This window comes from Flavobacterium sp. 28YEA47A, assembly GCF_041262125.1.
Lineage (GTDB): Bacteria > Bacteroidota > Bacteroidia > Flavobacteriales > Flavobacteriaceae > Flavobacterium.
In genome coordinates this window covers 82,201-96,744 of record NZ_JBGCCI010000011.1, presented here as the reverse complement: position 1 = coordinate 96,744, position 14,544 = coordinate 82,201, and the positions used below count along the sequence as shown (strand labels likewise).

The 14,544-nt window shown below is 39.9% G+C and carries 7 protein-coding genes and 1 pseudogene; 3 read left to right on the top strand and 5 right to left on the bottom strand.

Translation table 11 applies throughout. The features are described 5' to 3' along the window. The first annotated feature begins 464 nt into the window (after positions 1 to 464). Positions 465 to 584 (top strand): hypothetical protein, encoded by a 120-nt coding sequence (locus ABH942_RS15170; RefSeq protein ID WP_370033421.1) that lies wholly within the window; start codon positions 465 to 467, stop codon positions 582 to 584. Positions 585 to 2,126: 1,542 nt separating this feature from the next. Here the strand turns inward: ABH942_RS15170 and ABH942_RS15165 are convergent. From ABH942_RS15165 to ABH942_RS15145, 5 genes and pseudogenes are all read right to left on the bottom strand, one after another. After that, positions 2,127 to 8,105, bottom strand: a pseudogene (locus ABH942_RS15165) (choice-of-anchor J domain-containing protein); the annotation flags it as partial. A gap of 160 nt (positions 8,106 to 8,265) precedes the next feature. Further along, positions 8,266 to 9,420: a tetratricopeptide repeat protein gene (locus ABH942_RS15160; RefSeq protein WP_370033417.1), complete on the bottom strand. Its 1,155-nt coding sequence runs from the start codon at positions 9,418 to 9,420 to the stop codon at positions 8,266 to 8,268. Then, on the bottom strand, positions 9,410 to 10,924 hold the full coding sequence (locus ABH942_RS15155) for a helix-turn-helix domain-containing protein (RefSeq protein ID WP_370033415.1): 1,515 nt from the start codon (positions 10,922 to 10,924) through the stop codon (positions 9,410 to 9,412). Before ABH942_RS15155 ends, ABH942_RS15160 begins: the two co-directional genes overlap by 11 nt. A 234-nt stretch (positions 10,925 to 11,158) precedes the next feature. Next, the gene (locus ABH942_RS15150; RefSeq protein WP_370033413.1) at positions 11,159 to 12,334 is read right to left on the bottom strand and encodes a GlmU family protein; all 1,176 of its coding nucleotides are present in this window, start codon (positions 12,332 to 12,334) and stop codon (positions 11,159 to 11,161) included. Positions 12,335 to 12,531: 197 nt separating this feature from the next. Further along, positions 12,532 to 12,783: a type B 50S ribosomal protein L31 gene (locus tag ABH942_RS15145; RefSeq protein WP_370033412.1), complete on the bottom strand. Its 252-nt coding sequence runs from the start codon at positions 12,781 to 12,783 to the stop codon at positions 12,532 to 12,534. Positions 12,784 to 13,027: 244 nt separating this feature from the next. Between ABH942_RS15145 and ABH942_RS15140 the strand changes: the two genes are divergently transcribed. Further along, positions 13,028 to 13,570 (top strand): DUF4199 domain-containing protein, encoded by a 543-nt coding sequence (locus tag ABH942_RS15140; protein ID WP_370033410.1) that lies wholly within the window; start codon positions 13,028 to 13,030, stop codon positions 13,568 to 13,570. Between the two features lie 3 nt (positions 13,571 to 13,573). Further along, positions 13,574 to 14,530: a glycosyltransferase family 2 protein gene (locus ABH942_RS15135; RefSeq protein WP_370033409.1), complete on the top strand. Its 957-nt coding sequence runs from the start codon at positions 13,574 to 13,576 to the stop codon at positions 14,528 to 14,530. The last annotated feature ends 14 nt before the right edge of the window (positions 14,531 to 14,544 follow it).

The following is a 14,544-nucleotide window of genomic DNA, read 5'->3' as shown; positions in this document are numbered from 1 at the left end:
ATAAGCCTGCAGGAACTGCCCTCAACCGTGAAGCTCGCCGTAGTGCTGCATGCCCCGGACCCTACCGTTACCGTAAAGGTGATCGGCATTGTGGCACCCGGGTGCTGCGACAGGTATTCCTCGACGTTAAGGTCCGCCTGGTTGCCTACCGTGGCCCCGCTTCCGTCTTTCCAAACATAGCTGGCCGCGTCCGAAGGCGTAGCCTTGAGCCATAGGCTCTGGTTGCTGCATTCCTTGGCAATTGATGCCTCAAGGCCTGCTGAGATGGTAACCGTGAAGCTGCCGTTGCCGCCAAGGCTGCACGTCGCGGTGTTCTCGTCTATCGTATAGCTGACCTGGTAGGTTCCAGGAGTGCTCTGTGAAACCGAGATCTCTCCAGTGGCCGTGTTGACCGATAATCCGGACGGTCCGCTGAAACGTCCTCCCGTTGTAAAGCCTGCGGCAAGGTTCGGAAGCAGGTTTGCATTGCTCTGGCAAACCGGCGTGTCGTAGGTAAAGCCTACAGTTGGTGCGGTGCCCGCATTGATCGTGATCGAAACGGTATTGCTTCCGCCATCGGTACATGTAGCTATATTTTGTGCTAATGTATACACAATCTGGTGTGTTCCTTGCGTTGCTCCTGCCAGGTTGATCTCACCTGTAGTCGGATTTACTGTAATCGTAGAAGAAGTAAATGAACCTCCCTGTGTGAATCCTGTTGGTAATATCGGTCTTGGATTCGTAGTTGAATTTATACAGGCATTATTATAACTGAATGTCAGTTGCGGTGCTGTCAGGGCATTGATCGTAACATTTTCTGTATGGATTCCACCTGAATTACAACCTGATTGTACAACCTTGTATGTAATTGTATAGTTTCCGGCTGGACTGTTTACCAAATCAATCTCTCCTGTTGTTGCATTGATAACCAAGCCTCCAGTCGCCTCAAAAGCACCTCCTGTGTAGAAGTTCGGAGCTAATGTTGGCAATGGGTTCGTTCCTGCCTTACAGTACGATGCCTGATAAGTAAATCCTGTTACCGGAGTAATTCCATTTCCTAATACGATATCGGCACCAAATTGTCCTTCATCGGTACAAGTTGTCATATCGCTTGCCAGTGTATACGTAATTCGATGCGTACCCGGAGTAGCTCCAACCAGGTTGATTTCACCTGTTGTTGGGTTTACCGTAATTGTAGAAGAAGTAAATGTTCCTCCTGAACTGAATCCTGTTGGTACTATCGGCAAAGGATTTGTACCTGAATTTGTACAGGCATCATTATAGCTAAATGTTACTTCTGGTGATATTAAACCATTGATCGTAATATTTTCTGTATGGATTCCACCTGAATTACAACCTGATTGTACGACCTTATATGTAATCGTATAATTTCCGGCCGGGCTATTTGCCAAGTCAATTTCTCCTGTTGTCGCATTGATAACCAAGCCGCCAGTTGCCTCAAAAGTGCCTCCTATGTAGAAGTCCTGAGCCAATGTTGGTAATGGATTAGCTTCTGCTTTACAATAAGAAGCCTGATAAGTAAATCCTGTTACTGGTACAATATTCTGGTCTATTTGAATCTGGAAGCTCTGACTTCCTCCATTTATACATGCAGCTGCATTAGAATCCAGATTATAAGTTATAGTATGGGTTCCAACAGTTGCAGTTGCCATATCTATTTCTCCTGTCAGCGTATTTACAGTAAGAGTTCCTGATGAAAATTCCCCGCCAGCAGTAAAGCCAGAAGGCAATTGTGGCAAAAGATTAGCATTGTTCAAACACACAGGAGTTTGGTAGGTAAATCCGACCGTAGGTGCTGTACCCGTGCTGATAATGATGGAAACTGTATTTTCATCGCCATCTGTACATCCTACAGCTCCTACACTATACTTCACAGCATAGGTTCCTGCTGCACTGGTACTTAAATCAATTTCTCCTGTTGTCGTATCGATTCCAAGTCCGCTTGGTGTAGCTTCAAAAGTTCCTCCTGTTGTAAAACCTGGATTTTTTGTGATTACTGGATTCGCTCCCAAAGTACAATAATTGCTACTGTCATAACTGAAACCAACTTCAGCAGTAGTCCTTTGGTTTACTGTTACGGTTATTGCTACTCTAGGCCCTTCACAACCGTTAACATCAACATTGCTTACATAGTATGTTGTTGATCCTACTGTAGTCGTTTCCGGAGTCGGAGCAGTTGTTGTTCCAGTACCACCTGTTTGCTGTGTAAACCATTTCAATGTATAGTTTTCAGTAGGCGTAGCTGTCAGTGGCTGTGCGGTAGCATTCAAGCAATATTCTACAGGACTTGTAGCAGTTGGTACATCGCTGAATCCGTTGTAAGTAACTATTACAGTCTTATCGCAGTATCTTGTCTTCCAGTGGAAGGTGTATGCTCCAGGCGTATTAAATCCGGAAATAGCTGTTGATTTATTATTCGGGCTTGCTATAATCACTTGTCCCGGATTGTTTTCATCAGCAACCCATATTCCTTTTCCTTCTGCTTCAAGCAGCGTAGAGGTTTCTTGACAGGCAAGCGTAAGAGCCGCTGTTTTTATATCTATATTGGCTGTAATAGACACCGCATCTAATAAATTTCCTCCCGCATTGTCTTTAGACCTGAAAACAAAACGGGTCACATTCTGTCCGACAGGCACATTATAGGTTCCTTCATAGTAGTTCCATCTCAGACTGCCCGGATGCTGCTCAAGCAATACAAACGGTCCTGAAGGTGGTCCTGCAAGCAGTTCTAAAGAGCTGTTGCTACCTCTTGTTGCATGGGCATAGCCATATTTGAACTGGGTAATTTCAGAACTGTCAAGATCCTGATAAATTCCTCTCACATTATCAAGCGTGGTAGGTCCAGGATCAGGAGAAAGCGTCTGAACGACCTGCCCTCCATCATAAGGCATATAACCGTCTATTCCTGTCGCATTTCCAAAGAAAAATTCGTTGTAAAGCGAAGATGTCGGATCTTGTATGGCATTGGTTCTCCATCCCGGAATTATGTTCTGCGGGTAGAAGTTACCCAATCCAAAATCAGCTTCCGGTCTTTCAAAACTGCCGTTTACAATATCCAGGGCGCAAAGATCCTGAGGCGTAGTGATACACACATCGAATGTACAGATATTAGGAGCCGTATCGTTCAGGGTCATCCTTACCTTATAGGTAGCACCCGGCTCTACTTCTGCCATATACGACATTACGATCGCATTGTTATAGGTACATGCCAATTGCTGTAAGGATGTGCCGTTGACCTTGTATAGTGTCAATGTAATGCTTGGCGCAACTACATCTGGCGTATAGCCGCCCTGATAGCTTCCCTTGGCAGAGAAATTGCCCAATTCCAGTACATGTACTTTTGATGTGGCCACAAACTCAAACCAGATGTCTCCATTGTTGACTCCTGTACAGGCCATAGCTTCAGTTGAAGCCGTTGCTCCTATAAAACTTGCCCTCGTAGCCGATTGCTCACAAGTAGCGCCTGTGTTTACAGGTATAACGACTGCCTTGGAAGCATCATCGTTCCTTACAAACTTGTGAGGACCTGACCAGTAACTCTTGTCATTACCACCACAGATAGCTCTTACAAAAAACTCGTAAGTTCCTGCTTTCAGATCAGCAAAATCAGAAGCCTGTGGCGTATAGGAAGCTATTGTTACAAGCGTTCCTGATTGTGGCAATGTATTGTTTTCCAATGGTTGTACAAATACTTCCCATTGGGTCTCGCTGCCACCTGCTGTCCAGGAAAGAACTCCTGTAGAGTTTACCGTAAGGTTGGTTGGTTGCGGACAACTAACCGGGCCGCATGTTGCAATTCCGGTATATATTCTTGAGTTTGAAAGTCCGATACCTCCTATCCATACCTCATTTCCTGAGGCATCCTTAATCTGTACACGAGCAGTAGTAAACTGCCATTCATTTCCGGCATTGTTTACTAATGAAAACTCTACTCCCGTACATAAGAATACTGTAAAATCTACCGGAGGAGGAACCTGACCAAACGGTCCGGATGGGAACACCATACTTTGGATGATGACTCCATTCTGAACCAGGTTTATTCCACCGCCAACTCCTGATGAAGTTCCTCCGCTTAGGGTAATTGTATATTCGCAAAGGTTTTCAAAGCTACATTTTGTAGTAAATTCAAACGGGCCTACCCATTCGCTGTCTTGTGTGGCACTACATACCGCTCTTACATAATATTCATATCGTATGGCAGGCGTAAGACCTGTTACCGTATATGGATTTGAAGTCGTATTATGTCTATATTGCGCATCGCCATCTCCAACAGGAGCCGGCAATTCAGCAGGCTGTACGTATACGTCCCATGAAGTTTCTGTACCGTTGGCATCCCATGAAATTTTAGCACCCGTATCGATAATATCGCTTACCGCAAGATTGTTAGGAACAGCACATGCTGGTATATCTTCAATGATTACCTTGTCTATTACCAATAGCTGTCCTCTGTAATTCCAAGGATTTGGAGTTTTTTGAGGGATATGCCATGCAATGTTGATATCGCCGGTAACACCAGCCGGAAGGTTGATTACTTTTTCCTTCCATTCCGGATTGTTAAGAGGCGGTACACTTTCATAGCTCACTTCATATAACATGGTTGAGAACTGGTTAAGCTCGCTTCCGTTTGTAGATAATTTTACTTCAAGGTCTTCCTTGAAATCGCCGCCCCATAGCACTCTGTAGTAATAGCGCAGGCGCTGGCCTGGTCTAACTGTTATCGTTGGTGAAATCAACCAGTCGTCATTATTACCGTTAGATCCTGTGAATATCATTGCTGCATGCTCACCTTCGTATGGATTTAGCGTGTTATGCAGATTCCATGAAAAAGTATCGCTATTGCCGTTGACAACTCTCCAGCATTCTTCTGATACTGATCCCGGGTTGAATGTTTCTATAAATGGTGTCGTAAAGGCATTACATAATGTGGTAAACCTAAATGGTCCTACCCATTGGCTTTGTTCAGATGAACTGCAATAAGCCCTTACATAATATTCGTATTGCGTATTTGGCTGTAATGGTCCTGTTGCATAAGCCGTGTTGTTGCTTGTCAGTTGTCCGTTTCCGGTAGGAATTCCTGAACCCGCATTCTGTACTACGACTTGCCATTGGGTTTCCTGATATCCTTTGATCCAGGATAACACGGCTGCGGTTTGCGTAATATTGGCGGCATGCAAATCAGATGGTGCCGGACATGCAGGCGCATCTTCAATTTTTACATCATCAATATTAAGAACAGATGTTCCTCCTGCTGTAGAAAAAGACGGTGGAACTCTGAAAGCAATATATACTGGTCCGTTAGCATTGATATAAAGTGATTTCTCGATAAAATCGGTATTGGTAAAATCCATCAGCGGCATGATAACGCTAAAGCTTGCCGGATTTGTATCTGTAGTAGACATCAATACCTCTAATCCAAATCTAGGATTTGGGAACATAGGTCCCAAAGCCGCTTTATATTTGAATTTTAAGGTTTTAGTTCCTACCACGTTTACGGCCGGAGAAATAAGCCAGTCATTGTATGATGCAGTAGGAAAAGGAAAAGTCCTACCTTGAATTGCAGCCACTGTTGGATCCAAACGCCAAGTAGTTCCATCAGTATTAGCATCAGTAATGGTCCAGCATGATCTGTGGTTGTTTGCATCTGCGGTATCGAAACTCTCATAAAAAGGAGTGTCAAAAACACCACAGACTGTTGTAAAATAGAATGGTCCTACCCAGTTGCTCTGCTGTGTAGACGAGCAGTAGGCTCTTACGTAATATTCGTATTGGGTAGCATGTGTAAGCTGGTCTGCCGTATATTGAGGTGCATTGACTAGCACTCCGCTTCCCGTTGGGATGCCCGTATCTTTACGCTGTACTACAACCTGCCACTGCGATTCGGCATCGCCTGCTGTCCATGACAACTGTGCCTGTGAAGTAGTGACATTGTTCGCTGCAAGTGCAAGAGGGTCTGGACACGCCGGCTTATCTTCAATAAACACATCATCAATTGAAATTCTGGTTGCAGTATGTCCTGATCCTGGAACGACAACCCAGGCGATATTTACATTACCTGTTATGTTCGCCGGAATATTGATTATTTTCTCTTGCCAAGCCGTATTAGTAATTGGTGTGTCCGGAAGCAAGATTATTGTAAAATTATCTGCTCCTACGCCCGTTGTAGAAATCCTGATCCCATAACTGGCAACTCCACCTGTAACCTGATGCTTGTATCTTAGCCTTTTTTGAGTTCCATTGAAATTAACCTGAGGAGAAACAAACATATCATTATTATTATTTTGAAAGGTGCTTGTTTGCATAGTAGCATAACCTGACAAATAAGACCATTTTTGTCCATCTCTATTCACATCAATAGCTGTCCAGCAAGGTTCTGAAACTGTTGCTGATGTTCCTGTAAATGCTGTAGAATAAGGAGTATTAAAAACAGCACATTGTGTCGTAAATCGGTAAGGTAATCCCCATCCTCCGGTAGTAGCACCACATACTGATCGTACATATAGGTCATAAGATTGACCGGCTGCCAATCCTGAAGTTATCAGGTTGTCAATATTGGTATTGGTAACCGTTCCCGGACCTGTTGGAGCACCTGCATTTGCAGGGCGCACTACATATTCCCATGAACTTGCCAGATTGGCAACGTTATCCCAGGAGAATACAACACTGTTCTGAAGCAAGTTTTTATAGGTGAATACACTTGGTGGTGCACAGCTTGAAAAACTCAATTCAAAAGTAAAACAGATACTTGTTGATGCTGCTGATGTTGAAGAAATTACGATAATGTAAGTATGACCAGCCTGTACATATAAATTAGATATGTATTTTGGTGTACTTGTAGCTGTTGTATTCAATCCTGCCATACAGTTCACACCTACATTACTACAACTGTCATAAACAAATACGCCAGTGATAGCATTTCCAAAACATCCGGAACCTGGCGAAGACGGAAGTGTCATTTGTTTTATATTGAGCAATCCGTTTTCTGTAGGCGTATAGGAGAAAAAGGCTTTTGCCCCGTTCAAGTAATTGCCTGTAACTCCAGCCGGGAGACATCCCGATCCTTGAGTTGTATAACTCGTTGGGTTGTCTGCAAAAAGGTTAAGGTTGCTTGATAAAATATAAGGTGTCGTACTAACAGGAATTACGATTGGAGAATCGCATGACAATCCAAATTTTTTCGTCCTGAAGCTGAAAGGTCCTGCCCATTCACTTGCCGTATCGGCATCGCACACGGTCTTGATATAAACATCATAAGCAGTATCCGCCAAAAGCGATCCTGCCGGATAAGAGTTCTGAACGTTAGTGCCTGTAGCTCCAGGTGCCGTTCCTTGCGTTACGACCTGGATTTGAAAATCAAAAGCCGTTGGATGCGTCCAGGCCAGGTTGGCACTATTTGACGTGATATTGCTGGCCGAAAAATCAGCCTGGTTGACTTTCTGGCAGGATTCTATAACCCTGACGTTGTCTATAAACCAGGCATCGCCGCTTGGTGTTGCGCCGGTCTGGGTATTGACAACCACAAACGCAATATTGACGTTAAGCCCGACGGGAATATTCGATGGGATGGCAACTATCTTTTCTTCGTATGCCGTTTGGGAACCTATATTAAGATCTGCTTCTGTCCAAGACTTTAATATTATGGTATATCCGGCTGGGTCTGTCAGTCCGGCTGTAGAAAGCCTGATCTGGTAGATAGCCCCGTTGTTGGCGTTAGTCGCCTGTTTTGAATAAAAACGGATTTCTCCGTTTTGAGGAATCTGAACTTGTGTCGCTAAAAAATACTGTGCGGTATTGCCGGCACCGATATTTTCTGCACTTGGATTCAGAAAAGCCGCACTGGTTCCCCTGTAGCTGTCAGAAGAAATTCCCCAGGTCTGCGTCCCTACATTGTTTGTAAAGGACGGCCATGAAGATGGTATGCCGCTTTCAAACGTTTGTAAAGCCAATTGGGCGTGTGCTCCAATAGAAATAAAAAATAAAATTAGGGGGATAACAATTCTCTTCCTAATACACCTATGTATTAGTCTGTCATGAATTGTAGAGAATCGATAATAGCCAGTCTGCAAGAACCTACTTATTATCGAAGTAAATGGTAATTCTTTTCTCATGAGTCATTACATTTTTCAGTTAGTGTTTCGTCATAAAAATAGGAACTACTGTTAACCTTTTCTTAAGAATGTCTTTACTATTTACCGAAATTTGAAAAACCAAAAAAAGAAATAAACCACTTAAAACCAAACGATTACCACTAAAAACAACCCAACTTATCTAAACAGATTTTGTTTTAGAATTTTGAATATTTTCAATAATTTTATTTAATTTTAATATATTTTTTTCACTTTTCTTAATTAATACAAAGAAAAATATAACAGCTATTATTATTAATAATAAAGTTGTTAGGATATAATAATTGTAAGTGGAAATTTCTGTTTGAAGGTTTTTATTTTGAGACTTATACCCTTCATTTATCAAATTGTTGATTGATTTCCGTTCTGATTCCTTGACCTTTAATTGGGTGTCCAGAAAACGGGCATGGAATTTCTCATAATTACTCCAATCATTCACTGCCAGGTAATTTTCTAAAAGGCCATTGTAAATCCCTCTGTTTAAAACCAGGTCACCTACTGTGTTTGAAACGGCCAATGCTTCTTCAAGTTCTTTTATGGCGTCTCGATACCTTCCTTCCAACGTATAGACTTCAGCCAATCCTTTTTGGGCAAAAGCCTGAAGGCTGATGGCATGAATCCCTTTTGTGATCTCAATGGCTTCGAAAAAACTTTTCTTAGCCGACTCGTAATCCGATAAAAGAATATAGCAATTCCCTTTATTATAAAGTGCAATACTCAAAGTGGTCTTTATCATGGCTTTATCTGCCTTGCCCAATTCGGCTATTCCTTTATTAAAAAAGTTTATCGCAATATCGCAGTTTAGTTTTTCTTTGTATATAAACCCTCTTACAATATGATTTCTTCCCAGATGATACATTACAGAATCTCTTATCGGATATGCCATACAGAGTCTCTCTGCTTCATTTAGATATTGTATGGCTTCATCATATATTTTCATCTGCTGGTATTGGATTCCCATTTTGTTGGCAATCTTAATCTTTAGCAGAGGATCGTCTACATGGCTGGAAAGATTATTCGCCATGATGACGTATTCAAGTGATTTTTGGTAATCTCTTTTTACAGAATAAGCATCTGCAACAAGCATGAGGCCCTTTATTTTAGTTTTGGCATCATCTTTAGCATTGGCAATAATATACTCGCCTGCTTTAATGGCTTTTTCAGGCTTCTCATAGATTTCTGTTCCGCTAGCCTTAATAATACTGTCAACATTTTTGATAGACTGTGCAAAAGCGGCATGGCCAAAGAAAAAGGCAAAGGCTAAAAAAGTGGAGAAAAAATAGCGATTATGATGCATGGCTGTTTATTTTTTCTTGTTTAAGGGCTTCCGTTTCTTCTTTCAAAAGGTCAATAAATGTACCCGGCGCTATTCCGGTTATCGATTTAAAGACTGTAGCAAAACTACTATGGGATGAAAAACCGCTCTTTTCTGCCAAATAACTGATTTTATAATGCATATAGTTAGGATCTTCCTTCAGTTTTCCTATAATAAAAGTGATACGCAGCTTGTTGATATAGGTATTAAAGTTATCCTGATAATGCTTGTTTATTATCTCTGACAGGTATTTGGTATTGGTATCAAATTGCCCCGCTAAAACTGCCAATGACATTTCCTTATTGGTATATCGGATGGAATTTTCAAAACGTTTCAATTTGGTGAGTATCACTTGTTCCGTTTCTGCCGGAATTGATATCTTTTTATTTGTTTCTCTTTTTTCAGGCTGTAATTTCACAACATTATTTGCCTTTATCTCCAGATAGCTGATGATTTCTTTCAGACGCTTTTTCTTCAGGTAATTTTTCAGCCAAAGCAGCAAACCTATAATCAGCACAAAAACCAATACACCTATTGCCAAATAAAAATAGTCCGCATAACGCGATTTCGCTTTTTGGAAATCCGCTTCCTGTTCCTGGCTGATTAAATTATAGGCCGAATTGACGGCATCTTGCTCAGACTCTTCAACATTGTCATAGGTTTTAAGAAACTTATTATCAAACAATTGATAATTTTTCTTATCATTCAAAGCAAGATAATTGATTCCCAACTGCTTGTTGATTATTTTTAAAAGTGCTTCATTCTTAAGCCTGGTTGCCATTTCCATAGACACCAGCAAAGTATCAATAGCTCTGGCATGTTGTTTTTCATGAAAGTACACATGGCTCAATTCATTTAATAGTGCTATTTGGTTCAGAAAATCAGAGTTCTTCTGAATTTTGGAAAGTTTTTGTGCCTTTGCCAAATAATAATTCGCGGAATCAATTTCTGTCAATCCTACAAAAGTTTTGGCTTTAGCAATATAAAATTCTTGTTCCAGGGAGGGATTTTTGCTAAAAGTCGGCTGGTATCTTTTATCTGCTTTCTGTAATAATTCAAAAGCGCTTTGATAGTTCTGCCTGTCCAGATACATTGCCGAGTTGCTAATTAAGATTTTAGCCTCAAAGTAATCCTGTTCTTCTTTTGATTTGAGCCCTGAAATTTTTGCTGTCGCTTCCTCAAGGCTTCTTCTTGACTGATTGTCAAGATATAAAGTTCTAAAAATTTGTGATTTAAAAATCAGTATTTTTATTTTTTCTTCTTCACTAGCTTTATCGGCAAATTTACCAGCTTCAAAAACGTTGATAACAGAATTATTGTAATCGCCTTTTGCCCAATAGCTTTCTGCTAATAGCAGGTAAAATTTCGCCTTCTGAATATCCGACGGATTATTTTTTAACAGGTATTGACCTATTTTTACCGCTTCCTCAGGATTGTAATGGACAAGTTCATAGGCTTTACCCAACAACGATTCGTTGGGAGCCACTGTTTGCCCATAAACAGGGCTTTTCCATAAGCAAAATGCCATGAGAATTAACCAATATGTATAAAGGCGATAGGGTTTCATTTTTTTGGTAATTCTAAATTATGGTTTTCCGTAAAAACTCTTTCTACAAATATATCCTCTTTTCTTGTATTTTTAAGAAATATTCCTACAGAATAACATATTTCTCCTGAAATAAGTATAAAAAAACGCTAGAGGGTATCTAGCGTTTTTTTATTAATCTTTTCTCCATTTTTTTGTTTGTTCAAAAATGTGTTCCAATATCCTGGCTTCTTTTTCGTCAAATTCGACATTTCTCCTTGACATGACTATCTTTGCAGTCTCAAAAGCCTTTTTAGTCACATAAGTTGTAAATCCTGCCGCACCGCCCCAGGAAAAACTTGGCACAAAATTTCGGGGAAATCCGCTTCCGAAAATATTGGTGCTGACACCCACTACTGTTCCGGTATTAAACATGGTATTGATTCCGCATTTACTATGATCTCCCATCATCAGACCGCAAAATTGCAGGCCGGTTTTAGCAAATCCTTCGGTTTCATAGCTCCATAATTTCACCTCTTCATAATTATTCTTCAGGTTTGAATTATTGCTATCTGCTCCAATATTACACCATTCTCCTAAAACAGAGTTTCCTAAAAATCCGTCATGTCCTTTATTAGAATAGGCAAAAAGTACGGAATTACTGATTTCTCCGCCCGCTCTTGAAAATGGCCCTATGGTTGTGGCGCCGTATATTTTAGTCGCCAATTTTACTTGTGCTCCTTCACAAAGAGCAAACGGCCCTCTGATTACAGAACCTTCCATGATTTCGGAATTTTTCCCAATATAAATCGGACCTGTGGAAGCGTTTAGGGTTACGAATTCAAGCTGAGCGCCTTCTTCTATAAAAATATTTTCCGGAGCAATAACGTTGACGCTTTTTGGAATTGGCTGAGAAATCCTATCCTCTGTCAAAAGTTCAAAGTCTTCACGGAGCGCAGCATCATTTTTCTTAAAAATATCCCATGTATGTTCAATCGTAATACAATCGTCGTTGTATTCTAAGATTTCGTAGTTTTCAAAATCGACTTCTTCCTGGCTTTCTTCCGAAAAAAAGGCGATTACTTCTTCTCCTTTAAAAATGGCCTGGTTTTTCTCTAATGACTTTACCATCTCAGCCAAAACTTCATTTGGAAGAAAAGAGGCATTAATCATAATATTCTCCGGCATTTCTACCATAGGAAACTTTTCCATCAAGTATTCTTCCGTCAGGCTCGTGGTAGTATAGCCCAAATATTTTTCCCACTTTTCACGAATAGTCAGAATCCCTACACGAATATCTGCGACTGGGCGGGTAAATGTAAAAGGTAATAGGGCATTTCGAACGGTTCCGTCAAAAAGTATATAATTCATCTTTTTTAGTTTATAGTTGATAGTTTTTAGTTGATAGTTTTGGATTTCTGATTTTTGATTTTAGCCTTAGGAACTTAGAACCTTAGAAACTCAAACCCTCCCCCAAAGTTACAAAGTAAAAGTACAAAAAGAATACCTTCCAAATAAAAAAGCCTTCCAAATTTGGAAGGCTTTTTGTTATCTTGAACGCGCAAAAATTATTTTGCGTGCTTAGCGTATTTCGTTTTGAATTTGTCGATACGTCCTGCAGTATCAATCAATTTAGACTTACCTGTGTAAAAAGGGTGAGATGTTCTAGAGATCTCCATTTTTACAACCGGATATTCAACTCCTTCGTGAATGATTGTTTCTTTTGTGTCTGCTGTAGATTTAGTAATGAAAACATCGTCGTTAGACATGTCTTTGAAAGCAACTAATCTGTAATTCTCTGGGTGAATTCCTTTTTTCATCTTATTTGATTTTTTTATTCAATTGGCTATAAGCAGCTCTGAAGCTTTTCGTATTGAAAAGGTATAAACCTCTTATAACTTTTTAATTTTTAAACTTTTATTGTTTTGAGTTTGCAAATTTACAATTATTTTTTAATCTGCAAATCTTTATTACTCTTTTTTTTCTAGTATTCCCGATTGATTTTTATCACACTATAATCACGGATTTCTTATATTTGTAGATTAATTCTTAAAAACAGGTAAAATGAGCGAAATTACATCTCCTGCCAAGTCAGCAGTTCAATACGGAGTATTTTTTGGAGTAATTATGGTTTTAGAATTTGTCATCCTATATATAATTGGAATAGACACTATAACAAATCCATCAGTCGGGATTGTAATCAACCTGCTTAACTTTTTAGTATTGCCAATCCTATTCATTACTATTGCTTGTAATAATTTCAAGAAAAATATAAATAACGGGGTTATTTCTTTTGGCCAATGTTTAAAAGCCGGAGTAACAACTGCTTTCATTGCAGCATTAATCTATGCTATTTTTACAGTGATTTTTAATCTTATCTTCCCTGAATTCACACAAGAAATGCTGGAAAAGACAAGAACAATGATGACAGAAACAAATCCAAATATGTCACAAGAACAGCTGGATATGGCTTTGTCTTGGTCAGAAAAATTCTCAAGCCCATTTATAGTTGTTCCTTTTACATTGGCCTTTTATTCTTTTGTAGGGCTGATATATTCACTAATTATTGGTGCAATTTTAAAAAACGATAGACCGCAAGGTTATTAATAAATGAACCTATCCATTATTATCCCTCTTCTTAATGAAGAAGAATCTTTAAAAGAATTACAGCAGTGGATTGAAAAAGTCATGACTGCGAATAATTTTTCATACGAAGTCATTTTCATAGATGATGGCAGTACTGATAATTCCTGGTTAATTATTGAAGGACTGTCTCAAGAAAATCCAAATATAAAGGGAATCCAATTTTTAAGAAATTATGGAAAATCCCAGGCTCTGCATGCTGGTTTTGCCAAAGCACAGGGCGATGTTATTATTACTATGGATGCCGATTTGCAAGACAGTCCGGATGAGATTCCGGAATTGTACTCCATGATCGTCAACCAGAAATACGACCTGGTTTCAGGCTGGAAGAAAAAACGTTTTGATTCTGTCGTATCTAAAAACCTGCCATCAAAATTATTCAACTGGGCTGCAAGAAAAACTTCAGGAGTTCAATTAAATGATTTTAACTGCGGATTAAAAGCCTATAAAAATGTAGTTGTCAAAAACATTGAGGTTTCCGGCGAAATGCACCGTTATATTCCCGTACTGGCAAAAAATGCCGGGTTTGCAAAAATTGGAGAAAAAATCGTAGTGCACCAGGCCAGAAAATATGGCTCTACAAAATTCGGAATGGAGCGATTTATCAATGGTTTTCTGGATCTGATTACCATCTGGTTTCTTTCCCGATTCGGAAAAAGACCAATGCACCTGTTTGGTGCCTGGGGCGTCCTGATGTTTATCATCGGATTTTTATCTGCAGGCTACATCGGATTCATGAAACTCTATAGATTATACGACAAACAGCCTACCATTTTAATTACTGACAATCCCTGGTTTTATATCGCATTGACAACCATGATTATCGGAACGCAGCTGTTTCTTGCCGGATTTTTGGGAGAAATCATCCTACGAACAAAAAATAACGAAGAACGATATAAAGTTTCTAAAGAAATAAATCTTTAAATTTAAAGTTCAAT

Excerpts from the sequence above, each read along its gene's own strand:
- ABH942_RS15150 (WP_370033413.1), bottom strand. The coding sequence starts at position 12,334 with ATGAATTATATACTTTTTGACGGAACCGTTCGAAATGCCCTATTACCT.
- ABH942_RS15160 (WP_370033417.1), bottom strand. The coding sequence starts at position 9,420 with ATGCATCATAATCGCTATTTTTTCTCCACTTTTTTAGCCTTTGCCTTT.
- ABH942_RS15140 (WP_370033410.1), top strand. The coding sequence starts at position 13,028 with ATGAGCGAAATTACATCTCCTGCCAAGTCAGCAGTTCAATACGGAGTA.
- ABH942_RS15145 (WP_370033412.1), bottom strand. The coding sequence starts at position 12,783 with ATGAAAAAAGGAATTCACCCAGAGAATTACAGATTAGTTGCTTTCAAA.
- ABH942_RS15135 (WP_370033409.1), top strand. The coding sequence starts at position 13,574 with ATGAACCTATCCATTATTATCCCTCTTCTTAATGAAGAAGAATCTTTA.